Annotated in this window: 29 protein-coding genes; 15 read left to right on the plus strand and 14 right to left on the minus strand. The window is 67.6% G+C overall.

The features are described 5' to 3' along the window. The first annotated feature begins 31 nt into the window (after positions 1–31). Entirely contained in the window at positions 32–538 is a 507-nt protein-coding gene (locus NDI86_RS04300; protein ID WP_310899165.1) for a metal-dependent hydrolase, read from the plus strand. Here NDI86_RS04300 and NDI86_RS04305 read toward each other — a convergent pair. Further along, positions 535–1,296 carry a PHP domain-containing protein gene (locus tag NDI86_RS04305; protein WP_310899166.1) on the minus strand — a complete coding sequence of 254 codons (762 nt, stop codon included), beginning with the start codon at positions 1,294–1,296 and terminating at the stop codon, positions 535–537. The two genes, NDI86_RS04300 and NDI86_RS04305, sit on opposite strands and share 4 nt — an antisense overlap. 101 nt (positions 1,297–1,397) lie before the next feature. Here NDI86_RS04305 and NDI86_RS04310 point away from each other — a divergent pair, with 101 nt between their 5' ends. Continuing rightward, on the plus strand, positions 1,398–1,688 hold the full coding sequence (locus NDI86_RS04310) for a DUF7565 family protein (protein WP_310899167.1): 291 nt from the start codon (positions 1,398–1,400) through the stop codon (positions 1,686–1,688). On the opposite strand, the gene NDI86_RS04315 is transcribed toward NDI86_RS04310, so the two are convergent. The 5 genes from NDI86_RS04315 to NDI86_RS04335 all read right to left on the minus strand — a co-directional run bounded on the left by NDI86_RS04315 (position 1,685) and on the right by NDI86_RS04335 (position 4,967). Beyond that, positions 1,685–2,329, minus strand: coding sequence for a hypothetical protein (locus NDI86_RS04315; protein ID WP_310899168.1), 645 nt, complete (start codon positions 2,327–2,329; stop codon positions 1,685–1,687). The two genes, NDI86_RS04310 and NDI86_RS04315, sit on opposite strands and share 4 nt — an antisense overlap. Further along, positions 2,329–3,177, minus strand: a complete 849-nt coding sequence (locus NDI86_RS04320; RefSeq protein WP_310899169.1) for an ABC transporter permease subunit — start codon at positions 3,175–3,177, stop codon at positions 2,329–2,331. Before NDI86_RS04320 ends, NDI86_RS04315 begins: the two co-directional genes overlap by 1 nt. Next, positions 3,174–4,103, minus strand: a complete 930-nt coding sequence (locus NDI86_RS04325) for an ABC transporter ATP-binding protein (RefSeq protein WP_310899170.1) — start codon at positions 4,101–4,103, stop codon at positions 3,174–3,176. Before NDI86_RS04325 ends, NDI86_RS04320 begins: the two co-directional genes overlap by 4 nt. Positions 4,104–4,345: 242 nt before the next feature. Continuing rightward, the gene (locus tag NDI86_RS04330; RefSeq protein ID WP_310899171.1) at positions 4,346–4,783 is read right to left on the minus strand and encodes a transcription elongation factor Spt5; all 438 of its coding nucleotides are present in this window, start codon (positions 4,781–4,783) and stop codon (positions 4,346–4,348) included. Positions 4,784–4,787: 4 nt separating this feature from the next. Further along, positions 4,788–4,967: a protein translocase SEC61 complex subunit gamma gene (locus NDI86_RS04335; protein ID WP_220586850.1), complete on the minus strand. Its 180-nt coding sequence runs from the start codon at positions 4,965–4,967 to the stop codon at positions 4,788–4,790. 299 nt (positions 4,968–5,266) lie between these two features. Between NDI86_RS04335 and NDI86_RS04340 the strand changes: the two genes are divergently transcribed. Continuing rightward, the gene (locus NDI86_RS04340) at positions 5,267–6,187 is read left to right on the plus strand and encodes a helix-hairpin-helix domain-containing protein (RefSeq protein ID WP_310899172.1); all 921 of its coding nucleotides are present in this window, start codon (positions 5,267–5,269) and stop codon (positions 6,185–6,187) included. Positions 6,188–6,304: 117 nt separating this feature from the next. On the opposite strand, the gene ftsZ is transcribed toward NDI86_RS04340, so the two are convergent. The 3 genes from ftsZ to NDI86_RS04355 all read right to left on the minus strand — a co-directional run bounded on the left by ftsZ (position 6,305) and on the right by NDI86_RS04355 (position 10,362). Beyond that, the gene (gene ftsZ, locus NDI86_RS04345; RefSeq protein WP_310899173.1) at positions 6,305–7,468 is read right to left on the minus strand and encodes a cell division protein FtsZ; all 1,164 of its coding nucleotides are present in this window, start codon (positions 7,466–7,468) and stop codon (positions 6,305–6,307) included. 93 nt (positions 7,469–7,561) lie between these two features. Next, a complete protein-coding gene (locus NDI86_RS04350) occupies positions 7,562–8,977 on the minus strand; it encodes a D-aminoacyl-tRNA deacylase (RefSeq protein ID WP_310899174.1) in 1,416 nt (471 codons plus the stop codon). Beyond that, a complete protein-coding gene (locus tag NDI86_RS04355) occupies positions 8,977–10,362 on the minus strand; it encodes a sodium:calcium antiporter (RefSeq protein WP_310899175.1) in 1,386 nt (461 codons plus the stop codon). Before NDI86_RS04355 ends, NDI86_RS04350 begins: the two co-directional genes overlap by 1 nt. 538 nt (positions 10,363–10,900) lie before the next feature. Between NDI86_RS04355 and NDI86_RS04360 the strand changes: the two genes are divergently transcribed. The 5 genes from NDI86_RS04360 to NDI86_RS04380 all read left to right on the plus strand — a co-directional run bounded on the left by NDI86_RS04360 (position 10,901) and on the right by NDI86_RS04380 (position 15,475). Further along, the gene (locus tag NDI86_RS04360; protein ID WP_310899176.1) at positions 10,901–11,698 is read left to right on the plus strand and encodes a shikimate dehydrogenase; all 798 of its coding nucleotides are present in this window, start codon (positions 10,901–10,903) and stop codon (positions 11,696–11,698) included. A gap of 50 nt (positions 11,699–11,748) precedes the next feature. After that, positions 11,749–12,378: a helix-hairpin-helix domain-containing protein gene (locus tag NDI86_RS04365; RefSeq protein WP_310899177.1), complete on the plus strand. Its 630-nt coding sequence runs from the start codon at positions 11,749–11,751 to the stop codon at positions 12,376–12,378. A gap of 99 nt (positions 12,379–12,477) precedes the next feature. Next, positions 12,478–13,950, plus strand: coding sequence for an aminodeoxychorismate synthase, component I (pabB, locus tag NDI86_RS04370; RefSeq protein ID WP_310899178.1), 1,473 nt, complete (start codon positions 12,478–12,480; stop codon positions 13,948–13,950). Next, positions 13,947–14,618, plus strand: coding sequence for an anthranilate synthase component II (locus NDI86_RS04375; protein WP_310899179.1), 672 nt, complete (start codon positions 13,947–13,949; stop codon positions 14,616–14,618). Before pabB ends, NDI86_RS04375 begins: the two co-directional genes overlap by 4 nt. Next, entirely contained in the window at positions 14,603–15,475 is an 873-nt protein-coding gene (locus NDI86_RS04380; RefSeq protein WP_310899180.1) for an aminotransferase class IV, read from the plus strand. Before NDI86_RS04375 ends, NDI86_RS04380 begins: the two co-directional genes overlap by 16 nt. Before the next feature lie 15 nt (positions 15,476–15,490). Here the strand turns inward: NDI86_RS04380 and NDI86_RS04385 are convergent, their stop codons facing one another. Then, positions 15,491–16,549, minus strand: a complete 1,059-nt coding sequence (locus tag NDI86_RS04385) for a saccharopine dehydrogenase family protein (protein ID WP_310899181.1) — start codon at positions 16,547–16,549, stop codon at positions 15,491–15,493. A 94-nt stretch (positions 16,550–16,643) separates the two neighbouring features. Here NDI86_RS04385 and NDI86_RS04390 point away from each other — a divergent pair, with 94 nt between their 5' ends. The 4 genes from NDI86_RS04390 (at position 16,644) to NDI86_RS04405 (ending at position 18,824) form a co-directional block, all read left to right on the plus strand. Beyond that, on the plus strand, positions 16,644–17,060 hold the full coding sequence (locus NDI86_RS04390; RefSeq protein ID WP_310899182.1) for a Rieske (2Fe-2S) protein: 417 nt from the start codon (positions 16,644–16,646) through the stop codon (positions 17,058–17,060). Positions 17,061–17,251: 191 nt separating this feature from the next. Next, entirely contained in the window at positions 17,252–17,374 is a 123-nt protein-coding gene (locus NDI86_RS04395; RefSeq protein ID WP_255594979.1) for a hypothetical protein, read from the plus strand. Further along, entirely contained in the window at positions 17,375–18,604 is a 1,230-nt protein-coding gene (locus NDI86_RS04400; RefSeq protein WP_310899183.1) for an RNA-guided endonuclease InsQ/TnpB family protein, read from the plus strand. 82 nt (positions 18,605–18,686) lie between these two features. After that, positions 18,687–18,824 (plus strand): hypothetical protein, encoded by a 138-nt coding sequence (locus NDI86_RS04405; RefSeq protein WP_310899184.1) that lies wholly within the window; start codon positions 18,687–18,689, stop codon positions 18,822–18,824. 87 nt (positions 18,825–18,911) lie between these two features. Here the strand turns inward: NDI86_RS04405 and NDI86_RS04410 are convergent, their stop codons facing one another. Together NDI86_RS04410 and NDI86_RS04415 are read right to left on the minus strand one after the other, a co-directional pair. Continuing rightward, complete coding sequence (locus NDI86_RS04410; protein WP_310899185.1) at positions 18,912–19,202, minus strand: transcriptional regulator; 291 nt, start codon at positions 19,200–19,202, stop codon at positions 18,912–18,914. Positions 19,203–19,248: 46 nt separating this feature from the next. Beyond that, positions 19,249–20,322: an NAD(P)/FAD-dependent oxidoreductase gene (locus NDI86_RS04415; protein WP_310899186.1), complete on the minus strand. Its 1,074-nt coding sequence runs from the start codon at positions 20,320–20,322 to the stop codon at positions 19,249–19,251. Positions 20,323–20,543: 221 nt separating this feature from the next. On the opposite strand from NDI86_RS04415, the gene NDI86_RS04420 reads away from it, so the two are divergent. Next, positions 20,544–21,860 (plus strand): hemolysin family protein, encoded by a 1,317-nt coding sequence (locus tag NDI86_RS04420; protein WP_310899187.1) that lies wholly within the window; start codon positions 20,544–20,546, stop codon positions 21,858–21,860. 76 nt (positions 21,861–21,936) lie between these two features. Here the strand turns inward: NDI86_RS04420 and NDI86_RS04425 are convergent, their stop codons facing one another. Beyond that, on the minus strand, positions 21,937–22,572 hold the full coding sequence (locus tag NDI86_RS04425; protein WP_310899188.1) for an FAD-dependent oxidoreductase: 636 nt from the start codon (positions 22,570–22,572) through the stop codon (positions 21,937–21,939). 120 nt (positions 22,573–22,692) lie between these two features. Between NDI86_RS04425 and NDI86_RS04430 the strand changes: the two genes are divergently transcribed. Together NDI86_RS04430 and NDI86_RS04435 are read left to right on the plus strand one after the other, a co-directional pair. Further along, positions 22,693–24,468 (plus strand): 2-oxoacid:acceptor oxidoreductase subunit alpha, encoded by a 1,776-nt coding sequence (locus NDI86_RS04430; protein ID WP_310899189.1) that lies wholly within the window; start codon positions 22,693–22,695, stop codon positions 24,466–24,468. Then, on the plus strand, positions 24,465–25,328 hold the full coding sequence (locus NDI86_RS04435) for a 2-oxoacid:ferredoxin oxidoreductase subunit beta (protein WP_310899190.1): 864 nt from the start codon (positions 24,465–24,467) through the stop codon (positions 25,326–25,328). Before NDI86_RS04430 ends, NDI86_RS04435 begins: the two co-directional genes overlap by 4 nt. 207 nt (positions 25,329–25,535) lie before the next feature. On the opposite strand, the gene NDI86_RS04440 is transcribed toward NDI86_RS04435, so the two are convergent. Further along, entirely contained in the window at positions 25,536–25,760 is a 225-nt protein-coding gene (locus tag NDI86_RS04440; RefSeq protein WP_310899191.1) for a hypothetical protein, read from the minus strand. Between the last annotated feature and the right edge of the window lie 39 nt (positions 25,761–25,799).

Genomic DNA, 25,799 nt, shown 5'->3' on the forward strand with positions numbered 1-25,799 from the left:
CTTTCGGTCGGCGAGTCGTCGACCCGCTTGAATGAACAAGCGCGGTCACGTCCTGAACGCGGTCCTGCTGAGCATCGGGCTGGGCTACGTCCTCGACCCGTCGGGTGACGTCTCGACGTTCGCGACCATCGCCGAGGTGTTCCTCCCGGTGGTCCTGGGAGCACTGTTCCCGGACGTGGACACCGCCTTCGGGAAGCACCGCAAGACGCTCCACAACCTGCCGGTACTCCTGATTTTCCTCGCACACCCGGTGTACCACGGCGGTAACCTCCAGTGGGTGTGGCTCGGCGTGTTGACCCACTACGTGCTCGACATCGTCGGGTCGAAGCGGGGCATCGCCCTCTTTTACCCCATCTCGAGCACCGAGTACGGCTTCCCGACCGGCGTGACGACCTCCTCGGACCGCGCCGAAATCGTCACCGTGGCCATCACGATATTCGAACTGGCCGCCGTCGCCGCGCTGGTGTACGTCCTCCCGACGTATCTCCCGCCCGGGGCGACGGAGCTGCTGACCAACGCCTTCGGGTCGGTCGCCTAGTACACCTTCACGTCGTCGAACTCGCCGCCGTAGGCAACGTGGTCGGGGTGTGTCGGCGCGGTGCCCTGTAACATGACGCGGTCGAACTTCTCCCAGCTGTTCTCGTAGCCCAGATGGGCGAACTCCAGCCCGCGCCGCAGCGTGTGGAGGGGGCCGTCCCGGTGCTCGACGCGCCGCGGTGCGCCCGAGCGCAGCGCCGTCGTCAGCGCCGCCTCGTCCGCGACCGACTCCTCGAAAGTCACCCACGCCTCGCCGATGGTCCCCGGCAGGTGCGCGTACGACGAGGCGAACGTGGGCAACCCGGTCGTTCCGGCCAACCGCCTGGCCCGGCGGGTGTGGTGTGGCAGGTACTTGGGGTTGTACACCTCGACGGCGTCGACGGTCTCCCGGTAGGTCCGGAGCTCTTCGAGACCGAGGCTCACCGAGAGGAAGCCGGGGTGGGGGACCAGCACCGCCGCCTCCTGCCGTCGCAGTTCCGCCATCGTCCCGTCGAGCGTGAGAAAGTCCGGCACCTGCTCGTCCAGACCGACCGCCAGCACGTGGCGCCGTCGCTGCCAGGTCCCGGTAAACAGCTCCCGACCGGGGTAAATCGCGAGGTCCTCGTCGGAGAACCGCCGCGCCCTGGCACGGACGTCCGGCAGTCGAGTGAAGTGGGGCGCGTACACCATCGCGTCGAGCCCGCGCGCTTTCGCTCGTTCGACGACCTGCTCGTCTAACACCTTGACGTGCAGGTCGACGGTGAACCCCTCGCTCGTCACGTCTCGGGGTTCCCATGTCGCCCCATTAGGGGTTTCTATTCGCGGAAGTGTCGGTCGGCCGTGGCGAACGCTTTTATCGGCGGGGTGCCTGCCACTCAGCAATGCCACGCTGGGAGTGCGCTATCGAGGGCGACGACAGCCAGTTCGACCGCGTCGAGGAGCTCATCGTCCACCAGTCGACCGAACACGACCGCGTCAGCTGCAAGGTCTGTGGGACGGTCGTCCCGGACGGCTACTTCGCCATCAAGCACGCGTTCGACGAACACTCCCGGGCCGAGTACGTCCGCGCCTACGACGCCTCGGCCGCGGAGGTCCGCCGCCGCGAGAACATCAAGGAGTCCGTCGAGTCCGCGGCGGACATGAACGAAGTCATCGACCGGCTGGAAGGCTAGGGCCGCGAGCGGAGGTAGCCGCCCACGCCGAGTGCGACCGCGCCGAACGCGACTGCGCCGAGTCGCACGAGGTTCGCGGGGTCGGTCAGGGGCGGCGACCCCTTCCTGACGGTCAGCAGGTCGTACCTGCCGATGGCCTGTTCTCGCCGTTCGAGCGCGCGCTGTCTCTGTGTGTCGGCCTCGCTCTCCGTCGCGTTCTGACTCGTCGGCCGCTCATCGCGCTGTTCGCGCTGGTAGTCGATTCGCCCGACGGGCTCGGCCGGCGGCGGGAGGTCGGCGTCGTCGGGCCGCTCGACGACGATGCCGGTCAGGCGCTGATAGGTTCGGTAGTCCTCCCTCCGGTCGGCTTCGACGGCTCCGTCGTACGGGAACTCCGGCGCGCCCTCGCCGACGGGGACGGTGTACTCCCGGTCGGGCGACTCGAGCGCGGCCACGTATATCTCCTGGCCCCGCTCGGAGAGGTTCTCGTACCCGACGACGGTGTAGCCCTCCGCTTCGAGCTGGGAGCCGTTCATCGTCGTGCCGGCGCCGACCTCGTGGTAGAGCACCTGCTGGACCGGGACCAGCGCCGGGCCGAGCAGGGCGACGACACCGACCACGACCAGGACCGTACTCGCCGTCTCCGCGATGTCCCGAGACATTACAGGTCGGCCCCCTCGAACTGCCAGTAGCCAATCGCAAGCGGCACGGCCAGCCAGACGGCGAAGACGACCAGTGACACCTCGTCGCCGAGATACGCCGGCAGCGTGTCCCCCTCGCTCGCGCGCTGGAGGACCTGTCGCTGGGCAGTGCCCGGGAGGACGAGGTTCAACGCCTTCCGGTAGGCGATCAGCGGACTGGTGTACAACACGGCGTTGTAGAGGTCGACGTTCCGCTCGAAGCCGAGCATCACCTGGTGGACGAATCGGACCAGCAACGCCACGCTGACGCCGGGGATGACGTACAGCAAGACCAGCAGGAAGTACGACCCGACCGAGGCGGCGATGGCCTGGCTCCGCTCGGCGACGGCGGCCGACAGCGCGACCGCGATACCGACGAAGACGGCCGCGTACAGCAGCGAGACGGCGAACACTCCCACGACGGTAGACAGCGGGAGGACGCCGTGGCGCGCGACCGCCATCGCCGTCGCGGTGGCGAACATGAACGTCACGCCGGCGGCGACGACTGCCAGCCGGCTCGCCAGTTTCCCGAGGAACACGTCCCGGCGAGTGTTTGGCAGTCCCAGCAGGAACTTCACGCCACCGCTCTCGCGCTCGCCGGCGATGGACATGTAGCTCGCGACGAGCGCGACGATGGGCAAGAGCAGGCCGAAGACGGTGCCCATGGTGCGAAAGAGGCGGACGACGGTCACCGTCGGCGGTACGCGGTACGCGCTGTAGCCGAAGGCGATGAGCGTCGTCAGCAGTCCCAGCAGCGTCGCCACGGTCCACAGCGACCGCGACCGGCGCGCCGCGGCGAAGTCCTTCCGGGCGACGTCTAAGGCGCTCACTGCGGGACCTCCCGTCGCTCGTCGCGGCCGCCGGCGGTCAGGTCGTTGAACAGCGCCTCCAGGGAGACCGTCTCGGAGACGATGTCCTCGACGGTCGCCCGCTCGGCGACGTGGGTCACCACGTCGACTTTCGCGGCCGGGCTGGCGCAGTCGACGACCAACGTGCGCTCCTCGACGGTCGCCCGCTGGACGCCGGCAAGCGCTTCGACGCCGAGACCGGTCGGCGGTCTCGCGCAGGTCAGCCGTAGCGTCGCCGCCCCGCCCGCGCTCTCGCGCAGGCCGTCGATGCTGTCGACCGCGACCAGTTCGCCGGCGTTCATCACGCCGACGCGGTCACAGACGGCCTCGACCTCCGAGAGGATGTGACTGGAGAAAAAGACCGTCGTGCCCCCGGCGGCCCGCTCGCGGACGACCTCGCGAAGTCGCTGGATGCCGTTCGGGTCAAGCCCCGTCGAGGGCTCGTCGAGAATCAGCAGGTCGGGGTCGCCGACCAGCGCGATGGCAAAGGCCAGACGCTGTTGCATCCCCTTCGAGTACTCCCCGGCCAGTCGGGCGGCGTCGTCGCCCAGTCCGACGAGGTCGAGCAACTCCCCGGGGTCGTCGTCGGCGCGTTTCGTCCGAATCGCCCACTCCAGGTACTCCCGCCCGGTCAGCGGGTCGTCGAAGCCATACCCCTCGGGGAGGACGCCGACGCGCCGGCGAATCTTCGCCGGGTTCCGCTGGGCGTCGATGCCCAACACCTCGATGCTCCCCTCCGTGGGGCGGATGAAGTCGAGCAGGAGGTTGATAGTCGTCGACTTGCCCGCGCCGTTGGGGCCGAGAAAGCCGAAGACCTCGCCGTCCTCGACGGAGAGGCCCAGGTCGTCGACGGCGACGACGTCCTCACCGAACCGTTTCGTCAAGCCCTGCGTCCGGATAGCTACCATCTTCTAGTCGGACCGTCTCTACTGGCCACTGTAAACCCACTGAACGGTTCGACGCGATTTTCACCGACGGGTCGGGGGCAGTCCCTCGAAAAATGGGGCCTTCGTGAGCGAAGCGAACGGAAGTTCGAAAGGCGAGTCAAGCGAGCTTTCCGGTGGCGAAAAAGGTCGACCGCTCACTGACTCACGCTACGGAGCACCGTTCGCGTTCGGTAAACCGCGCTCGCTCCGCTCGCGCGGATTCCTTACCGCTCTTCACTATCCAGCACGCGAATCTGGTCACCGCGCACGGTGACGGGAATCGGGACCGTCGCCTCGTACAGTTCGACGGTGACCTGGTCTTTCCCCTCGTCGATACGCTGGACCTGGGCCTTCTCGCCCTTGAACGGGCCGGCGATGAGTTCGACGATGTCGCCCTCCGCGATGCCCTCCACGTCGGGTTTCGGCGAGAGGAAGTGTTCGACCTCGGCCATCGAGGACTCGCCCTGGACGACGCCGTTGGCGTGGGGAATCTCGTCTAAGATGCGGTCGAAGACGTTGTGGTCGTCGGCCTCGACCATGACGTAACTGGTCAGCGAGTCGGGCGCCAGCGCCGCGTGGATGCCCGGCTCCTCGCGATTTATTATCATGTCCGCGACGGTCCGCTCCTGGCTCGCCGTGGTTTTGACTGCGTAGATACCCATCTTCTTACACCGGCTTGCTGCCCGGGACGAACGTCATCAGGGCGAAGATGATGAAGCCGATGAGCCCGACGAGGAGGATACCGGCACCGGCAATCTTTGCAATCTGTGAGAACTCCTCCCAGTCGGGCGTACTCGCCAGTTTGAGCACGCGAACGTAGGAGGTGAGGTCGTACGGGACGTTCATATCGGGGCCTTTCGTCCGATGGCTTTTCTATATTGTGGTCGGCGGTTCCCGACCACAGTCGGGATGCGTTCGGAACGGGAGGTCACGCCTTCAGTGCTGTCGACCGATGTAGTTCACGGAACGACAGCAAAAGATGGGTATAGATGACAATCCATGTACTTCTGGTCGCGAAGGTGCCCAAATATACTCTGCAAGCTCGCTGTTTATCTGGCTACTCCCCCTCGGTTCAGACGCGAGACCAGGCGCTGCGCCCCGACCTCTCCGCCGTGAACGCAGCGCCCAACAACCCGTGAATACCAATGAGCGACATCACTACACCGTTCGACGCAGCCGTCGAGATGCAGCGTGAATCCATCAAGCAGAGCCAGACCGTCCTCCAGCAGGGGCTCGAACTCCAGCAGAACGCCTTCGAGGCCTTCCTGTACAACGGCATCAGTGCCCAGCGGTCCGCGCAGCGACAGGGCGTCGACCTCCTCCAGGGGCTGTTCAACGCGCAGGTCGACGCCGTCGAGTCGGCGCTGGACGACGACGAGGTCCGGTCGACGCTCGACCGGCAGTTCGAGCAGAACGCCGAGCTGACCCAGGAGCTCATGAACGCGGGGTTCGAGCAGGGTGCCGAACTGACCCAGGAGCTCATGAACGCGGGGTTCGAGCAGGGTGCCGAACTGACCCAGGAGCTGTTCAACGCCCAACTGGACGCCGTCGAGTCGGCGCTGGACGACGACGAGTTCCGCGACGCGTTCGACAGTCAGTTCGACGACTTCGAACGGACCCAGCGACGCGCCTGGAACGAGTTCGAGTCCGAGTTCGGCGAGGCGTTCGCGGACCTGAGCGAGCGCCAGCGGGAACTCGTCGCCGAGACGGTCGACGCCGCGCTCAGTGCCCAGCAGGAGGCCGAGGACGACGCCGTCGACAACGTTCGCCAGTCCGAAGCGGTCGCCGAGGACGACCACGAAGTCGACGCGGCCGTCGCCGAGACGACAGAGGAACAGCTGGCAGCGGACGTGCGGGCGAGCGAGAACGGCTCCCGGCACGACCACGGCGAGCGACTCGAGAACATACCGGGACTCGGTGAGCCGTACGCCGACCAGCTTCGCGGCTCCGGCATCCAGTCGGTCGACGAGCTAGCCGACGCTGACACGGAGACGGTCGCCGAGGCGGCGGACATCTCGGAAGACCACGCGTACGACTGGGTCTCGAAGGCACAGTCACAGGCGTAACTACCGCGCTGCGGTCACGGCGCGTCGCTGTTCTCTGTCTTCTGAAGGCAGTACGCACGACGTCGCGACAGCGCGTCGCCGGTCTAACTGCGGAGCAAAACGGCTGTCGGCGCCGACTCAGTCGACGTAGTCGATGTCTTCGCCGGCCTGTCGGGCGGCCCGCTCCTGTTCGGCCTCGCTCTGGCCGTAAATCTGTGGGCTCTCGACGCCGGTGACGACTATCATCGTCTCCATCTTCCCCTCGAACTCGTTGTTGACCGAGGCGCCCCAGATGATGCGGGCGTCGGGGTCGATGCGGTCGTAAATCTCCTCGACGACGCCCTCCGCTTCCTCGATGGACATGTCGGGGCCGCCGACGACGTTGACCAGCGCGCTGTTGGCGCCGTCGAACTCCACGTCAAGTAGCGGCGAGCGAAGCGCCGACCGGATGGAGTCCTGGGCCTTGTTCTCGCTGTCGGACTCGCCCAGTCCTATCATGGCGACGCCGCCGTTCTCCATGATAGTGCGAACGTCGGCGAAGTCCACGTTGACGAGGCCGGGCTTGGTGATGAGTTCGGTCATCCCCTTGACCGAGCGCATCAGCACGCGGTCACAGATTTTGAACGCGTCCTGCAGGGGCATGCTGGGCGCGTAGTCCAGCAGGCGGTCGTTCGGGACGACGATGACGGTGTCGGAGACGGACCGAAGCCGCTCCAGCCCCGCGTCGGCGTTGGCCCGGCGTCGCTCGCCCTCCGCGGTAAAGGGAATCGTAACGATAGAGATAGTGAGGGCGCCGGCCTCCTGTGCGGCCTGGGCGACGACGGGAGCCGACCCGGTTCCCGTCCCGCCACCGAGCCCCGCGGTGACGAAGACCATGTCCGACCCCGAGATGGACTGCTGGATGTCCTCGATGTCCTCCTGGGCGGCCTCCTCGCCGATTTTCGGGACCGACCCGGCACCGCGACCACCGGTGCGCTTGCGTCCCATCAGAATCTTGGTGTCGGCCTCGACCTCGTCGGCGAGGTGCTGGGCGTCCGTGTTCGCGGCGACCAGTTTCGCGCCGTGGATGCCCTCCTCCATCATCCGCGTGACCGTGTTCCCGCCGGCGCCGCCACAGCCGACCACCGTAATCTTGGTTTCGAGGTCCTTGACGACGCTCGCGAGCTCGTCGTCTGTCATCGTCCCGGAGGTGGAGACGTCCTGGTCCGGGGTCGGTTCGTGTTCGCTGTTGGTCGACGGGTCCGGGGAGTCCTCCCGTTCCCCCTCGGCCTCGTCGATTGCGTCGTCGATAATCGAGTCCATATTTAAATCCCCGTTGCAGACGAACACTCATTAGTTTTCCCCCTGTGTCAGACGGGTGACCGACAGTTCCGCTGTCAGTTCCGGGCCGACTTCTTACAACGTAAAGCGACGTACACGCTCGCTGTGGACCGTCTCCGGCTCGATTTCTCGACCATCGACCTCGACGGACTGCCCGGCCGAAAGCCGTCCGTACTTCGGTCCCTCGGGAATTCCGAGCGTCTCCGCGAGGTCCGGGTCGAACCGCCGTTCGCGGGCGCGCAGTTCGTCGCCGTCGCGCTCGACGCTGTCGTAGCGCCCGGCGAGCACGTCGGCCAGCGCGTCGATGACGGCCGCCCGCTCTCTGGTCTCGTCGAGGACGGCCGGCCCGGTGACGACGGTGCCCCGCTGTTCGGTCCCGAAGGCGAGTGCGCTACCCTCGAACCACGACCGCACGGCCTCGGCGTCGATACCGGTCGCCTCGGCGAGCAGGTCGTCGGGCAGGGAGACGACGCGCCACTCGCAGACGGCCTCGGTGGCCGACTCGCCAAAGCGGAGCCCCTCGTCGACCGGCGCGACGGCAGCCTCAACCGCGTCGACGAAATCGAGGGGAACGCCGGTCGTCTCGCGGAGGAAGCGCTCGTCGACCACGCGGTAGCCGAGCGACTCGACTGTGGCGACGAGGTCGGGGCGGTCGCCGGTAACCAGCGCGTACTCGGCGCCGCTCTCTGCGAAGGCGCGCTCGACGACGGCTTCGTACTCGCTCTCGTCTTCGGCCCACTCGTCGAGCGCGTCCAGACACCAGTCGGCGCCGACGTGGCCGACCGCCCAGTCGGTCTCGCGGACGACCCGCTCGAACCGGGGGACGTAGTGGCCGCCGCCGAAGCCGACGAGCTGTCGCCGGCGCCCGTCCTCGGCCGGTGTGTCGGCGGCCACGCCCCGGCAGTCGAGAATCGCCTGGGCGACCGCTCGCGCCGCGGCGGGGTCGCGCCACTGGGGTTCGGCGCTGCCCACCTCGACGAACATCGAGGGGACGCCCACGTCGGTCGGTCCATGGTGGGTACACTCCATCCCCACGTCGTACCCCTCGGGGGCGTGTTCGGCGAGCGCGTGGACGACGGCCCGGTGGGCGTTCGGGGCCGCCCTGGCGAACTGCCCGCTCTCGCCGCCGTACTCCGCCTCCCCGAAGTTCCCGGTGGGGTGGGCGGTCAGCAGTTCGTCCGTCTCGCCGGCGTGTTTCGAGGCGAACAGGAGGAGCTTGGGTGCCGACGGCGAACCTCCAGACTCCGTGTCAGGGGATTCGAAGGCGTCGGCGACACCGGCGTTATCGAAGGCGTCGGCGACGCGTTCGAGCTCCAGATGCCGCCCCTCGAACTCCCGGATTTCGGCGCCCTCGGTCCGATAGACGGTCCCGCCGCCGTCGGCGTCGGGGCGACTCCCGTCGGCGGTCTCGGTCCACTCGGCGATGTCAAGCAGTTGCTCGCCGATGTTGACGCTGGCTTCGTCGGCCCGCGAGACGACGATAGCGAGCATCAGTCCGCCAGTTCCTCGTGGACCGGCTCGCGGCCGAGTGCGGTTCTGAAGGCGTCACCGGCCAGTCCGAACAGGTGGGCGAGGGCCTGCCGCCGGACGGCGAACAGTGCGGTCCCGGCGACCAGGTACAGCACCGTGTAGCCGATGAGCAGTTCGTAGCTCCCGAAGGGCAACGCGAGGAGTTCCCGGATGAGTGCGAACTCGAGGAGCACCTGCGAGATGAAGAGGCCGAAGAGGACGATGGCCTCGCGGATGGAAATCTCGAAGTTGACCAGGATGGCCAGCGCGAAGTAGGACTGGGCCGCGGTAATCCAGATTTCGGCGGCCTGCTTCGCGTCGAACGGCAGCGTCCCCAGCCCGCCCAGCGCGATGGAGTAGACGACGGCGATGGTCCCGATGAGCAGCGTCCACTGGTTCAGCTTCGAGGAGATGAGCGCGTTGAAGCCGGCCGTCGACCGGGCCTTGTTCACGAGCACCGTCACGACGATGAGCTCCGGCGCCTCGCTCGCCAGCGGCGCGACCCACTGAATCATGAAGAACTCGGGGATGCCGTTCCGCAACCCGATTTCCTCCAGCCCGTGGGCAAAGGGCTCCACGGCGGTGAAGATGAGGATGCCGGAGTAGCCAAACAGCGCGAGGACGACGATGGGCCGCCACGGCAGCGACCACTGCTGGAAGTACTTCGGCACGCCGACGGTGTGGTCAGAGGTCTCCACGTCGGATTTCAACACGAGGCCGATGTAGGTGACGTACAGCCCCACCAGGAACAGCGTGTCGACCAGGCCGATACCGCCGCCAAGCGGTACGAGGAAGGCCCAGCCGGTCGCCAGGAAGAGGAAGGCGATTTCGGTCGCGATGTCCCGGTCCAGCGTCACGGCGTCGGCCAGTGTCCCCTCGCGGTTCTTGACTGCGGTGTCTCTCGTGGACGCGGCCCGATAGACGGTGAAGACGGCGATGCCGGCCCAGCCGATGCCGATGAGGATGCGGTTCGCGCCGGTCATGTTCGCGATGGCGAGGTTCGCGTCGTGGCATCCCCGGGCCAGCGTCGTCGCGCCGGCCTCTATCTGTGCCGGCGTCAACTGGGCACAGGCCTGGGCCGTCGCCCCGCCCGCCCCGGCGTTCCAGGCGTACAGCGCGTCGACGGCGTACTCCGGCGCGACTGCAAGCACCGCGAGCACGGCGATAGCGAACGCTCTTGGCACGTCCTTCTCCGCGGTCTCGGCGCCCCACGCCAGCAGGAACGACGCGCCCAGGACGGCCAGTCCCGAGATGGCGACCGTCGCGACGACACCGAGGCCGACGCCGAGGAGGGTAACGGCGACCCAACTGACGGTCAGCAGTACCGCGCCCCCCACCTGGACGAGCGGATGACTGAGACGGCTCACTAGGAGAGGGGAACAGGGGTCCGGTGGAAAAGGTTGCGAATCGAACGGCTAGCCGCGACTGAGATGATTGGTATCTTGCAACACAGTGCTGGCCAGGAGGCTCCGATAGCGACCGCCGAGAACGGCACCGCCAACAGCCAGAAAGCCCCCACGCTCTCGACTCGCGCGGCTCGCTGTGCTCCTCGGCCTTCGGCCTGCGGTGCTTACTTCGCCGTGCTTCGCCGAGAGCGTGGCCCCTTTCAGTCCCACCCAACGATGTTTGACCAACCGGCTACGGGTGGGACTGAAAGGGGCGGCTGCGTGGCGGCAAAGCCGCCACGTGTAACGAGGTCGGCGCAGTCGACCTCGCTTGCTACACGAAGGTGGGCGATGTAAGCACTGGAGCGAGCGAAGCGAGTGAACGGCGCAACGAGCCCCCCGAGTGTAGCAGGTCGGGCCTTTCTGGCTGTCCGAAATCCGGCTGGTAGTCGTTGAGGCCACGGCAGCCGTTTCGACCAGGAGCGTGGCGTTCAAGGGGACCGCCCGCGCCCACGCGAGTATGCAAGTCTACGGGCTCATCGGGAATCCGGTGGGGCACTCGCTGTCGCCGCCGATGCACGAGGCGGGCTACGAGGCGCTGGGCATCGACGCGAAGTACGTCACCTTCGAGCCGCCGGCCGACGAGGGCGCGGCGGCCGTCGACGCGGCCGACCGGCTGGGCGTGGCGGGGCTGAACGTCACCATCCCGTTCAAACAGGACGTACTCGGTGCGGTCGAGACCGACCCGCTGGCCGAGCGCATCGGCGCGGTCAACACCGTCGACTTCTCGGACGAGGTGCCGCGGGGCTACAACACGGACGCGGTGGGGGCGGTCCGCGCGCTCGGGCACCACGACGTGTCGCTCTCGGGGGCGGCGGTCGTCGTCGGCGCCGGCGGGGCCGGCCGCGCCGTCGCCTTCGGCCTGGCCGACGAGGGGATGACCGTCGAGATAGCCAACCGAACCGCATCGACGGCCGACGACCTGGCCGCCGAGGTGCCCGGCGCGAGCGGGCACGGTCTCGGTGAACTCGACGCGCTGCTCGCCGACGCGGACGTGCTGGTCAACTGCACCAGCGTCGGGATGGACGAAGACGAGACGCCGGTGCCCGCCGACGCGCTCCACGGCGACCTCGCGGTGTTAGACGCGGTCTACTCCCCCGTCGAGACGCGGCTGCTCCGGGACGCCGCGGCGGCGGGCGCGACGACGGTCGACGGGGCCTGGATGCTGCTGTACCAGGGCGTCGAGGCGTTCGAGCGCTGGACCGGTGAGTCGGCGCCGGTGGCGGCGATGAACGAGGCGCTGCGGGCGGGGCTCTAAGCCGTTCTGTACCAGCAAAAGATTAGTGTGGGGGCACAGAACAGGGGCGTATGGGTTTGCTTCAGAAGCTGAAATCTGCACTCGGGCTCGACGGGACCGGGTCGTCGGAGTCGGGCCGCTCCGGCGACGTGGACGTCACCGTCGAGCGCGAGCCGTCTACGGAGTCCGAGGACGCTGTCAAAGGAACAGAGACGGCGAGCAGTGGGGCGTCCGCCGAAGAACCTGCGGACTCGGAGACGGCGGCGTCGGGTCGCTCCGAGGCCGGGAGCGACGAACCCGCGGCCGAGGAGTTCGAGCCCCTGGCGGACGAGACCGATACGGACGAGACGGAGGTGAGTGAATCGGACGGGGCTGACGAGACGGCCGACGCCGAGGAGGCTCCCGAGCCGGAGGCGGCGGCGACCGACGCCGAAGCGGCACCGCCGACCGAGCCGGAGCCCGACGAGGAGACCGCGCCGGCGGAGCCGGACGCCGAGGCGGCCGCGGAAGCGGTCGAGGGAAGCGACGACCCCGTCACGGAGCTGAGCGGTATCGGCCCCGCCTACGGCGACCGCCTCGCCGGCGTCGGCATCGAGACCGTCGGCGAACTGGCCGCCGCCGACGCCGCCGAAGTCGCGGACCAGATAGACCTCGGCGAGAGCCGCGTCGCCGGCTGGGTCGAGCAGGCAAACGAGTACTGATTCTGCGGTCGGCCCCGCGACCTGCCGGGTGGTCCGGACTTCGACGGATTGCTGCCCGAACCGCAAGCGAATTACCCACCGGACTCGTTGCTATCGGTCATGCCACGGGTCGAGCCAAGCAGGGGCGCCTTCGAGGCCCTCGCGGCCGCCGCGCCGCCGATGGCCCGGATTCCCGTCGCCGTCGCCGTCACAGTCGACGACCCGTTCACCGCCTACCGCCGGGCCCGCGACCCGACCGGCGGCGTCTATCTGGGGACGACCGGCGGGCAGTCGGGCCGGGGCTACTTCGCCACCGCGCCCGCCGCGTTCACCGAGGTGAGCGCCGCCGACGGTCCCGCGCTTCCCGCGCTGGCCGACGTGCTGGCCGACGAGGAACTCGTCCGGGGCGACTGCGAGGTGCCCTATCCCTGCGGGGCCGTCGGCTGGCTCTCCTACGACGTCGTCCGCGACCTGGAGGCCCTGCCCGACAGCGCCGTCGACGACCGCGCGCTGCCCCGCCTGCAACTCGCGACCTACGACCGCGTCGCCTCCTGGGCGGAACCACGCGACGACGGACCGGTCGAACTCACGGTGACGGCGTGTCCGCGCCTCGACGACCACGACTCGGTCGGGGTGGCCTACGAGTTCGCCCGGGAGCACGCCCTGGAACTGGCCCGCGAAGTCACCGAGGGCGACCCCGCAGTCGGCGACCCGCCGGTACAGGCCGACAGCGCCGCCTTCGAGAGCGACTGCACGCGCGACTCGTTCGCCGAGCGCGTGCGGACCGTCAAGGGGTACATCCGCGACGGCGACACCTTCCAGGCGAACATCTCACAGCGGCTCTCCGCTCCCGCGGCCGTCCACCCGGTCGAGGCCTTCGACGCCCTGCGTCGGGTGAACCCGGCGCCCTACTCCGCGCTCGTGGAGTTCCCCGGCGTCGACCTCGTCAGCGCGAGTCCGGAACTCCTCTTGCATCGCGACGGCGACGACCTGGTGACCGAACCCATCGCCGGCACTCGACCGCGAGGTGACACGCCGACCGAGGACGAGCGCCTCGCCGCGGACCTCCGGGCCGACGAAAAAGAGCGGGCCGAACACGCGATGCTCGTCGACCTGGAGCGCAACGACCTCGGGAAGGTGAGCCGCTTTGGCAGCGTCGAGGTGACCGACTACCGCCGCGTGGACCGCTACTCCGAAGTGATGCACCTCGTCAGCGAAGTCCGGGGAAAACTCCGCGAGCGAGCCACCCTGGAGGACGCCATCGCCGCGGTGTTCCCGGGCGGGACGATAACGGGCGCCCCGAAACCCCGGACGATGGAGATAATCGACGAGGTGGAGGCCACCAGACGGGGCCCCTACACCGGTTCTATCGGTATCTTCGGCTTCGACGGTCGGGCGACGCTCAACATCGTCATCCGCACCCTGGTCCGGAACGCCGAGGAGTACCACCTCCGGGTCGGCGCGGGTATCGTCCACGATTCGGACCCGGACAGCGAGTACGAGGAGACCCTCGACAAGGGCCGTGCGCTCGTCACCGCCGTGGACGAGGCGCTGGGCAAGCGCGCGGACCTCTCCGTGGAGGGCGCGAGATGAGCGGGCCGCTCGGCGGCGAGCGGTCGGCGGACGGCGCCACCGCCACGACCGACTCGCTGGCCCCCACCGTCCTCGTCGTAGACAACTACGACTCGTTCGCCTACAACCTCGTCCAGTACGTCGGCGAGGTGGTCACGCGACTCGGCGGCGGCGAGGACGACGTCGTCGTCCGGCGCAACGACGCCATCGCCGTCGACGACATCCACGCTATCGACCCCGACGGCATTGTCGTCTCGCCGGGGCCCGGCACGCCCGCCGACGCGGGCGTCTCGATGGCGACCTTCGCCGAACTCGATTACCCGACGCTGGGGGTCTGTCTGGGCCACCAGGCGCTGTGTGCGGCCAACGGCTCCGAGGTGGCCCACGCCGACGCCGTCGTCCACGGCAAGTCCTCGCTGGTGACCCACGACGGCGAGGGCGTCTTCGAGGGCGTCCCGGACCCCGTCGAGGTCGGCCGGTACCACTCGCTTGCGGTCCGGCGCGACGCCCTGCCCGACGTGCTCGAAGAGACGGCCCACACGGTCGAGGCAGCCGAGGCCGACATCGTGATGGCGGTCCGCCACCGCGAGGCCCCCCACGTCGGCGTCCAGTTCCACCCCGAAAGCATCCTCACCGACCACGGGACGACCATGGTCGAGAACTTCTGTCTGTCATGCAATACCACGTAGACGGCGAACTCGTCCCCGAGAACGAGGCCACGGTGTCGGTGCTCGACCGCGGGTTCATGTACGGCGACGCGGCCTTCGAGACGCTACGCGTCTACGGCGGCGCCCCCTTCGAGTGGGGCGCCCACCGCGACCGACTCGCCCACACCGCCGAGACGCTCGGCTTCGCCGACGCCGTGCCCGACGACCTCCGCGAGCGAATCGACGAGACCCTCGCCGCGAACGACCTGCGGGAGGCCTACTGCAAGGTCTCGGTCTCCCGCGGGGTCCAGCCCGGGAAACTCACGCCCGACTCCGAGGTGGACCCGACCGTCGTGGTCGTCGTCAAGCCGCTCCCGCGTGGCGGCCGCGACGGCGAGCGCGTCTGGGACGGCCCCGCGGCGGTCCAGACCGTCCGGACGCGGCGAGTGCCGGACGAAGCGGTCCCCTCCGGTATCAAGAGCCACAACTATCTGAACGGGATTCTCGGTCGGCTGGAACTGCGCAAGTCCGCGGGCGAGGGCGACCCCGCCGACGAGTGCCTGCTTCGCGATATCGACGGCAATCTCGTCGAGGGCGCGACGAGCAACCTCTTTTTCGTCACCGAGAACGGCCTCCGGACGCCCAGCGCGGAACTGGACCTGCTTCCCGGTGTCACTCGGGATATCGTCATCGAACTGGCTCGCGACGAGGGGTTTCCGGTCGAGACCGGCGCCTACTCGCTGGACGCCCTGCGCAACGCCGACGAGGCCTTCCTCACCAACTCGACGTGGGAGATTCGCCCCGTCGAGACGGTCGACGGCATCGAGGTCGGCGCCGGCCCGATGACGAAGCTGCTCCAGCGGCTCTACGACGAGCGGGTCGAGGAACGGCACTACTGAGCCGACCGCGCCGTCTCAGACCACGTCCTCCCGCTCGACGCCCTCGACGCCCAGAATCAGGTCCGGCCCGTACGCGCCCGCGGGCGTCTGGAACCCGACGGGCGCGTCGCCGTCGAGCGCCCGTCGCGCCGTCGCCAGCGCCGTCTCGACGGTCAGGGCGTAGGTGTGGGGGCCACGCAGTCGGGAGACGACGCGCTCGCCGTCGGCGGTGGTGGCCTCGCCCCAGACGTAGCTCTCGCCGCGTTCCCGTTCGTCGGCGTCGGGTCCCTCGGTGGTCTGCTCGATGAGCCACTGGAGGCCGGTCCGGACCGGCGGGAGCGAGAGCAGCGGCGTGACGAGTCCGGCCGCACGCTGTAGCTGGACCGCACGCTCGGGCATCGCCATATAGGTCGTGACGTTCGGCACGCCGGTCGTGTAGTAGGCCGTCGCCACGTCGCCCCACGGAATCGCCGCGACGTGCTGGCCGTCGAGTCCCCAGCCGAAATCGACGGTACGGCTCTCGTGGGCGATGGGGACCCGTTCGATGCGGCCGTCCCGACGGACCGCGCCGCCACCGTCGACGTGTTCGACCATCGTCTTGGCCGTCCCGCGGGAGACGCCGTTCTCGGCACGGAAGGCGAGTTCGAGCCGGTCGGCGTCGGGCAGGCGCTGGGCGACGTGCGCGGCCAGGCAGTCCGTCGGCACCACGTCGAAGCCGACGCCGGGCAGCAGCATGACGCCCGCGTCCGCGGCCCGGTCTCCCTGGTCGTGGATGGCCTCGAAGACGGTGCGTTCGCCGGTGATGTCGAGGTAGTGCGTCTCGGTCCGCAGGCAGGCCTCGACCATCGGCTTCCAGGTCCGCGCGAACGGGCCGGCGCAGTTGAGCACGGCGGTGGCGTCGGAGAGCACCATGTCCAGTACCTTCGGCTCGTCGAGGGCCACGACCTCGAACTCGCAGCCGAGCCGCGCGGCCTGTGATTCGAGCGACCGGCGTTCGCGCCCGGCAAGTACCGGGTCCAGTCCCCGTTCCGTGGCTGCTTCGGCGATGAGGGTACCCGTGTAGCCGTAGGAGCCGTAGACGACGAGGTCGCTCATATCGGACCTTCGGCCCCGGCCCGCAAAACGATTTGGCGCAAACGGTGTGGCAACCGGGACGTTGAAAGCGGGCAGGGCCGTATCGCCGCCATCGATGGACGAGGACAGTCGTATCGCGGCGGTCGAGGAGGTGCCGGAAGACGGGAGTTTTCTCTTTACCGTCCGGGAGGGGTTCGACACCTCGGAGGCGATTCTCGTGGCGCTGTCCGACGGCGTCGTCGCCTTCGAGAACTACTGCCCCCACTGGCGGGACGTCCGACTTGACAAGGGCAGCGGCGCGACCGTCCGGGAGGACGAACTGGTGTGTGAGAAACACGGCGCGACGTTCGAGCGCGAGTCGGGCTCGTGTACGTTCGGCCCCTGTGAGGGCGCCGTCCTCGAGGAGGTCGAGACGGCCGTCGAGGACGGCGACGTCTACCTGACCGACGACCGCTACGAGTTCGAGAACCGGGGTCCGTCCGGCGACCACGACCTCTCCTCGGGCGGTCGGATCGGCTTTTCGGGACAGTAGCCCCGGTCGCCCTGGCCCGTTCGCAGCGGTTTACCTGAATTGAGGCGCTAAGGCCCCTTCCTCAACGAACGAGCGAAGCGAGTGAGTAGGGAGGGGATACAGCGCCGCACGAGTTGCTTGCACGTTCGACGCTCGGCCCACAGGCCCACACAATCGCAACTGTTTAGCACGTTGTTTGCATAAATTATGGTGTGGCAACGCGCAAGACCATCTCCATCCGCGACGACCAAGAGGAGTGGATTCAGGAGAACCACCTGAGTCTGTCCTCGTTCGTCCAAGAGAAACTTGACGAACTTATCGAAGAACGTTCGTAGATGAACTACAACTACAGGTATCGACTCCACCCGTCCGACGCCCTCGCAGAACAGTTAGCGTGGACTGTTGATACCTGTAGACAGGTCTACAATCATTTCCTCCACCGTCTGAATCGGAACGACGATACTTCGGCATACGCCGAACAGAAACGTCTGCCGGACCTCAAGAAGTGGTGGGACGACCTGAAACAAGTTCACTCGAAGGTTCTTCAGAAAGTCGTCCAACGGTTATACGACAACCTCTCAACGCTACGCAGTCGCAAAGAGAACGGCTATCGCGTCGGGACGCTCAACTGGAAAGCACCGGGCGAGTATCGCAGTTTCACCTACAGTCAATCCGGCTTCAAGCTCAAAAACACGAGCGGTCGGACAAAACTGTGGCTCTCAAAACTTGAAGAAATCCCAGTCACCTTCCACCGCGACCTTCCCGACAACGCCGAGATAAAGACTGTCACCGTCAAGCAGGAACCGACCGGAAAGTGGTACGCTATCCTCGGCGTCGAAACCCCGGAAGACCCGCCCGCAAAGCCGGAGAATCCCGAGCGGTGCGTCGGCATCGACGTGGGGATTCTCAAGTACGCTCACGACACCGACGGAACCGCCGTCGAATCGCTCGGCCTATCCGACGAGCGCGAGCGGTTGGAACGCGCTCAACGCGACCTCTCGCGGAAGGAACACGGGTCTGCGAATTGGAAGGAACAGCGCCGCGTCGTGGCCGAACGGCACGCCGACCTCAAGCAAAAGCGCCGAGACTTCCTCCACAAGTTGTCGAACTACTACGCCACCGAGTACGATTTGGTGGCGGTCGAGGACTTGGACGCGAAGGGTTTGGTCGAACTGCCGGGCAACTCGCGCAATCGGGCAGGAGCAGCGTGGGGGACGTTCCTGCGGATGCTCGAATACAAGTGCGACCGTGAGGGGACGCATTTCGTCGCTGTTGACCCGAGAGGGACGACCAAGGAGTGCGCGGCCTGCGGCGTCTCAACGGAGAAACCGCTGTGGGTTCGTGAACACTCCTGTCCGGCCTGCGGGTTCAAGACAGACAGGGACGCGAACGCGGCGTGGAACATCCTTTCTCGCGGTGTGAAGAAGCGGTTAGGAGCGGGACGCTCCGAAGAAACGCCTGTGGAGACTGCGCTCCCTGTGGATACGTCCGTATCTGCAAAGCGCGTCGTTGAAACAGGAAGCCCCACCCTCAAGGAGCGAACCGCGTCAGCGGTGAGCGAGTAGGGTGGGGTAGTTCACTGGCGAGTGGTCGACTTCCGGTAAAGTTACATGTGGAATTATAGTGTGGTACGTGGTACCAACATTCATGACGCGCGAAAACCGCACAGAGGCCGAGACGTGTCCAGAGTGTGACAACAACCCCATCGTCCTGGAGGACGGCGGCTACTTCTGTGACTGCTGTAACGAGGAGTTCACTCGCGCGGACCTGGTGAAACTCACCTGAGCGTCGGAGTGAGCCGGCCAGTGACACCGGGTCACTCTGGCTACCGGGCCGGGCGCCGCTGGTCACGACTCGCCCGGCCGTACCTGCTCACCCGATGGTGTAGGCCGGCTCGGCGACGGACTCGGCCTTGCACTCGGGGCAGCGGCTCGGCCGGTTGGTCAGGTCGTCGAAGTCGGTGAAGCCACACTCGTTGCACTCGGGCGGGGCGACGAGCAGTTGTTCGTCGGTGGCGTCGAGGGACTTCGCGATGTGTTCGACGTGTGTGAGCGCGGTGCTCGTGGGAATCTCGAAATCGTTGGCTATACTGCCCGCGGCCATGGGCTCATCGCGCAAGCGGTCGGCGATGCGCTGGCGCGTCGTGCGACTTGCCTCGCGCATACCCCCGATACGGGGCCGTGAATAATAGGTTTTGTCGGCCGCTCGGTCAGTCGTCGTCGGCCGCCGCCTCCGGTTCGTCCTCGTCGAACGACCGCGGCCCCGCCGCGTGGCCCTCGTGCTGGAGGGCCGTCGCGAACAGTTCGGGGGAGATTGCCGGGACCTCCGCGTCTTCGACGGCCCCCTTGCCCTCGATGTCAGCGACGGAGCGCGGGAACTTCCGGAGGTCCTTGTGGATGGCGATGCCGGCGTCGGCGCCCTCGCCCATCGCGACCGGAATCTGGTTGTGGCCCGGCGTCAGGTCGCCGACGGCGTAGACGCCCGGCACACTGGTCTCGCCGTGGTCGTCGACCGCCACGGTGCCGTCGTCGTTGCGCTCGACGCCGAGGCCGTCGGCCAGTTCGGCGTGGTAATCGGAGCCCAGCATCGGGAAGCCGCCCTTGTACTCCCGGACGCTGCCGTCCTCGAACTCGTAGGCCTCCAGCCAGCCGTTCTCGTCGGTGCGCTTGCCCGACAGCTCCGTCTCGACGATTTCGACCGGGTGGCTGTCGAGCATCGTTCCCGTCTCCTCGCTCCACTCCGGCTCCTCGCCGCGAGTGAGGACGTCCACGTCGTCGGTGTAGTTCAGCATAATCATCGCGACGTGGGCCGCGGCCTCGCCGGTCCCCATCACGAAGACGGGCTCGCCGACGAACATGAACGCGTCGCAGTGGAGACACCAGTGCAGCCCCTTTCCGGTCCGGGGCAGCGGCGGGTCCGGCCGCCCGTCAGAGAAGCCCGTCGCCAGCACGACGCGCTTGACCGCGAGCGCGTCCTCGCCCGTGTCGACCGTGAACCCGTCCGCGTCGTCGAGCGGGTCGACCGACTCGACGAACCCGCGCTGGTAGGTCCCGCCGTAGTCCTCGACCTGCTCGCGGGCGGTCTGGAGGAACTCGTTGCCGGAGACGTCCTCGGTGACGCCGATGACGTTGTGGGTGTCGGTCATCATCGCCGCCCGGCCGCCGCCGCGGTTGACGACGATGGTGTCCATCCCCAGCCGGGTCGTGTACAGCGCGCTCGTCAGCCCGGCGGGGCCACCGCCGACGACGGCCACGTCGTAGTCGAACTGCTCGTCGGTGTACATTGAGCGCCCGTACGGGCTCGACCGATAAAAACGGCCGACATCCGGCTAGCAATCGCCGTTATCGTCGCCGCCCCGTCCCTACCGGGCGGCTTTCTGGCTGTTTCTGGTTCCGGGATTTCCGTTCGAACACCGCCCGTCGCATCTGCCACCGTTTAAGTCTCCAGGTCGACACGTCAGGGTATGAACCGACGTCGTCGGCACGGGGGGTCCCGGAGGCACCGATGGTAGATATCGCGTTCGCGCTGGGCCGACTGCTCGTCGCGTTCGTCCTGGTCGTGCTCAACGGCTTCTTCGTCGCGACGGAGTTCGCGTTCGTCCGCGTGCGCTCGACCTCGGTCGACCAGCTGGCCGAGGAGGGTCGCGCCGGCGCGGACACGCTCCAGGACGTGATGGCCAACCTCGACGACTACCTCGCGGTCACCCAGCTCGGCATCACGCTGGCCTCGCTGGGGCTGGGGTGGGCGGGCGAGCCCGCTGTCGCCTCGCTCATCGAGCCGGTACTTGGGCCGCTGCTGCCGCCCGACCTGCTCCACCTGGTCGCGTTCGCCGTCGGCTTCAGCTTCATCACCTTCCTGCACGTCGTGTTCGGCGAACTCGCGCCCAAGACCATCGCCATCGCTCGGGCGGAGCGGCTCTCCCTGCTGGTCGCGCCGCCGATGAAGCTGTTCTACTACGTCTTTTACCCCGGCCTGGTCCTGTTCAACGGGACCGCCAACGCCTTCACGCGCCTGCTGGGTATCCCGCCGGCCTCGGAGACCGAGGAGACGCTCGAAGAGCGCGAAATCAGGCGCGTACTGGCTCGCTCCAGCGAACAGGGCCACGTCGACACGGCGGAGGTCGAGATGATAGAGCGCGTCTTCGACCTCGACGACACCACCGTCCGGACCGTGATGGTCCCGCGCCCCGACGTCGTCTCCATCCCGGCGGACGCGTCGCTGGGTGAGGTTCGGTCGACAGTCCTCACCGCCGGTCACACCCGCTATCCGGTCGTCGATGCCGACGACCAGGACGAAATCGTCGGCTTCATCGACGTCAAGGACGTGTTGCGCGCCATCGAGACAGCGGGAGCGACGACGGCGGCGGAGCTGTCCCGCAGCCTCCTCATGGTCCCAGAGACGGCCACCGCCGACGACATCCTGCTGCAGTTCCGCGAGGAACACCAGCAGATGGCCGCGGTCATCGACGAGTGGGGCGCGTTCGAGGGCATCGTGACCATCGAGGACGTCGTCGAGGCGGTCGTCGGCGACCTCAGAGACGAGTTCGACGTCGACGAGCGGGAACACTCCGTCCGAGAGCTCGGTGACGGACGGTACGACATCGACGGAAGCGTCCCCCTCCAGGTCGTCAACGACGAACTGGGGTCGACCTTCGAGAGCGACGGCGTCGAGACCATCGGCGGGCTCGTGCTGGCGCGACTGGGCGAGATTCCCGAACCGGGCGACGGCGTCGAGGCCGACGGCTACCGCATCGAGGTCGCCACCGTCGACGGCGCCCGCGTCTCGACCGTGCTGGTCGAGTCCGTCGAGACCGCCGAGTGAACGACCCCGCGTCGGCGGCGCTGCCCGGCCTGCCGGCTCCGTGTGCCGAAGCCGTCTCTCAGAACAGCGGCGACACCTAGCCGAAGTTCTCGACCTTGGCGTCCTCGGTGTCGACGCCGGCCGCTTCCAGCGCGGCCGTCGCGCCGTCGAGGAACGCCGCGAAGCCGTAGATAAAGACCTGGCCGCCGTCGCGCGTGACGTCGGCGACCGCGTCGGTCAGGTCGGCGTCGCCGTCGAGTACGTGGACCGGAACGCCCGCCTCCCGGAGCGCGTCGAGGCGGCCCTCGTGGATGGGCGCGTCGTCCCGGTACACCAGGGCCGCGTCGTTGCCCTCCGCGAGCGCGCGCTCGGCGATGCCGATGGCCGGGCCGATGCCGGGCCCGCCGGCGAGCAGGACCGCACGAGACTCGCCCTCGTAGTAGTCCGAGCCGAAGGGGCCCTCGATGCGGACCGCGTCGCCGGCTTCGAGGTCGGCGAGGTGGGGCGCGACCTCGCCGTCGGGGTCGATGCCGACGGTCATCTCGAACTCGCCGTCGACGTCGGGCGAGGAGATGGTGTAAAAGCGGGACTGGTCCTCGCCGTCGACGGTCAGTGTGAGCTTGACGAACTGGCCGGGCTGGGCCGCGAAGTCGTCGGGCGTCTCGACATCGATGGCGATGGCGTCGGGGCCCACGTCACGGACGGCGGCGACGGTGAGTGAACGTTCGTCCATATCCCGGAGGTTGGAACACGGAGACAAGGGAATTTCGGTCGCCGACGGGCGGACGCGGTGGCACGCGCGCGGGCGCACACCGAAGCCTTTTCACCCACCACAGGCTATCCGTGTGGTAGTATGCCAGACGACCTCAACTGGGCCATCGGCGGCGAAGCCGGCGATGGAATCGACTCAACCGGGAAAATCTTCGCGCAGGCTCTCTCCCGGGCCGGTCGACACGTCTTCACCTCCAAGGATTTCGCCTCCAGGATACGTGGTGGTTACACCGCCTACAAGGTCCGCACGTCGGTCGACCGGGTCGAGAGCGTCGTCGACCGTCTGGACATCCTCATCGCGCTGACCGAGCGCACCGTCCACGAGAACGAGGACGAACTCCACGAGGACAGCGTCGTCATCTACGACGGCGAGCGCTCGACGATGCAGGACGTCGAGGTCCCCCACGGCGCGACCGCCCTGGAAGTCCCGCTCAAGCGGCTTGCCGAGGACGCCGGCGGGGCCATCATGCTCAACGTCGTCGCGCTGGGCGCCGCCTGCGAGGTGACGAACTTCCCCATCGAGAACCTCGACGAGAGTCTGCAGAAACGCTTCGGCGACAAGGGCGAAGCCATCGTCGAGAACAACAAGAAAGCGGCCCGGAAGGGCCAGGAGTACGTCCGCGAGGAGTACGACCACGAGTTCCCCTACGACGTCGAGACCACCGACGCGGACTACGTCCTGCTCAACGGCGACGAGGCCATCGGCATGGGCGCCATCGCCGCCGGCTGTCGGTTCTACGCGGGCTACCCCATCACGCCCGCGACGGACGTGATGGAGTACCTCACCGGTCGCATCGACCAGTTCGGCGGGAAGGTCGTCCAGGCCGAAGACGAACTCGCGGCCATCAACATGGCGCTGGGTGCCGCCCGCGCCGGCGCGCGCTCGATGACCGCCACGTCCGGCCCGGGCATCGACCTGATGACCGAGACGTTCGGGCTGGTCGCTACCTCGGAGACGCCGCTTGTCATCTGTGACGTGATGCGCTCCGGTCCCTCGACGGGGATGCCGACCAAACAGGAACAGGGCGACCTCAACATGACGCTGTACGGCGGCCACGGCGAGATTCCACGCTTCGTCGTCGCCCCCACGACGATTTCGGAGTGCTTCTGGAAGACCGTCGAGGCGTTCAACCTCGCCGAGAAGTACCAGACGCCGGTGTATCTCGTCTCCGACCTCGCGCTCGCCGTCACCGAGCAGACGTTCCCGCCCGAGACGTTCGACATGGACCAGGTCGAAATCGACCGCGGCAAGGTCGTCGACGAGGACGAGATAGACGCGTGGCTCGACGAGAAGGGCCGGTTCCAGGCCCATTTCCCCGCCGCCGACGGCATCTCGCCGCGTGCCTTCCCCGGCACGACCGACGGCGCACACATGACGACCGGCCTGGAACACGACGAACTCGGCCGCCGGACCGAGGACACCGAGGTGCGCGTCGAACAGGTCGACAAGCGAAACCGCAAGGTCGAGACGGCGAGAGAACAGGAGGGGTTCGACTACCGCGAGTTCGGCGACCCCGACGCCGACACGCTGGTCATCTCGTGGGGCTCGAACGAGGGCGCGATGCGCGAGGGGATGACGTTCCTCGACGAGGAGGGCATCGACGTCCGCTTCATCTCGGTCCCCTACATCTTCCCGCGGCCGGACCTCACCGAGGAAGTCGAGGCCGCCGAGACGACCATCGTCGTCGAGTGTAACGCCACCGGCCAGTTCGCCGACGTCATCGAACACGACGTCTTAGAGCGGGTCGAGCGCATCAACAAGTACACCGGCGTCCGCTTCGACGCCGACGAACTGGCCGAGGAAGTGAAAGCGACGCTCGCCGACGCGGCGGGCACACAGGAGATGACAGCAGAATGAGCTCAGACGTTAGATTCACCGACTTCAAGTCCGACAAGCAACCGACGTGGTGTCCCGGCTGTGGCGACTTCGGGACCATGAACGGCATGATGAAAGCGCTGGCCGAGACCGGCAACGACCCCGACAACACCTTCATCGTCGCGGGTATCGGCTGCTCGGGGAAGATTGGGACGTACATGCACAGCTACGCGCTGCACGGCGTCCACGGCCGCGCGCTCCCCGTGGGAATCGGCGTCAAGATGGCCAACCCCGACCTCGAAGTGATGGTCTCGGGCGGCGACGGCGACGGCTACTCCATCGGCGCGGGCCACTTCATCCACGCCTGCCGGCGCAACGTCGACATGAGCTACGTCGTCATGGACAACCGCATCTACGGCCTCACCAAGGGCCAGGCCTCGCCCACGTCGCGCGAGGACTTCGAGACCGCGACCACGCCCGAGGGCCCGAACCAGCCGCCGGTCAACCCCAAGGCGCTCGCGCTGTCGGCCGGCGCGACCTTCATCGCTCAGACGTTCTCCTCGAACTCACAACGGCACGCCGAAATCGTCCAGGAGGCCATCGAACACGACGGCTTCGGCTTCGTCAACGTCTACTCGCCGTGTGTCACCTTCAACGACGTCGACACCTACGACTACTTCCGTGACACCATCGAGGACTTAAAAGAGACCGACCACGACCGGAGCGACCGCGACCAGGCCAAGGACAAGATTCTGGAGACCGAGAAGGAGTACATGGGCGTGCTCTACCAGGACGAGGACTCGGTGCCCTTCGAGGAGCGCGAGGGCGTCGACAGCTCCATGGCCGAGATTCCCGACGGCGCCCCCGAGGGCGCGATGGACCTCGTGCGGGAGTTCTACTAAAGAACCTTTTTCGTCGTCGGGGTCGCGCTCCGCGCGAACCGCTCCTCGAAAAACGTTCATGAAAAAGGCCGGAATCGCCCCATTGCGGCGATTCCGGGGAACCGCTCGCTTCGCTCGCGGATAGCTTCGGAGAGCCTGCCCTTCCCCGCTCGCCAGCGACGAGCCGCTGGCGAGGCCACCACACCGCTCGTCGGTTTCCGGTCGCCGTTAATCGTCTTCCTCTTCTTCCTCGCCATCACCGCCACCGCCGTCTTCGCCGCCCTCGCCACCGCCGTCTTCGCCTTCTTCGCCGCCCTCGCCACCCTCGTCACCGCCATCTTCCCCGTCTTCGCCACCCCCGGGGATGTCACAGCCGGCGAGCCCAGCGGTGCCGATAGCCACACCGGTGCCCAGCAGGACGCGTCGCCGCGACGTGCGGTCGTCTCGTGTCATACCCGTCCTGTCGTCGGTCCGGCATCTAAAGCTAGACCC

It is taken from the genome of Haloarcula onubensis (assembly GCF_031624605.1).
Classification (GTDB): domain Archaea; phylum Halobacteriota; class Halobacteria; order Halobacteriales; family Haloarculaceae; genus Haloarcula; species Haloarcula onubensis.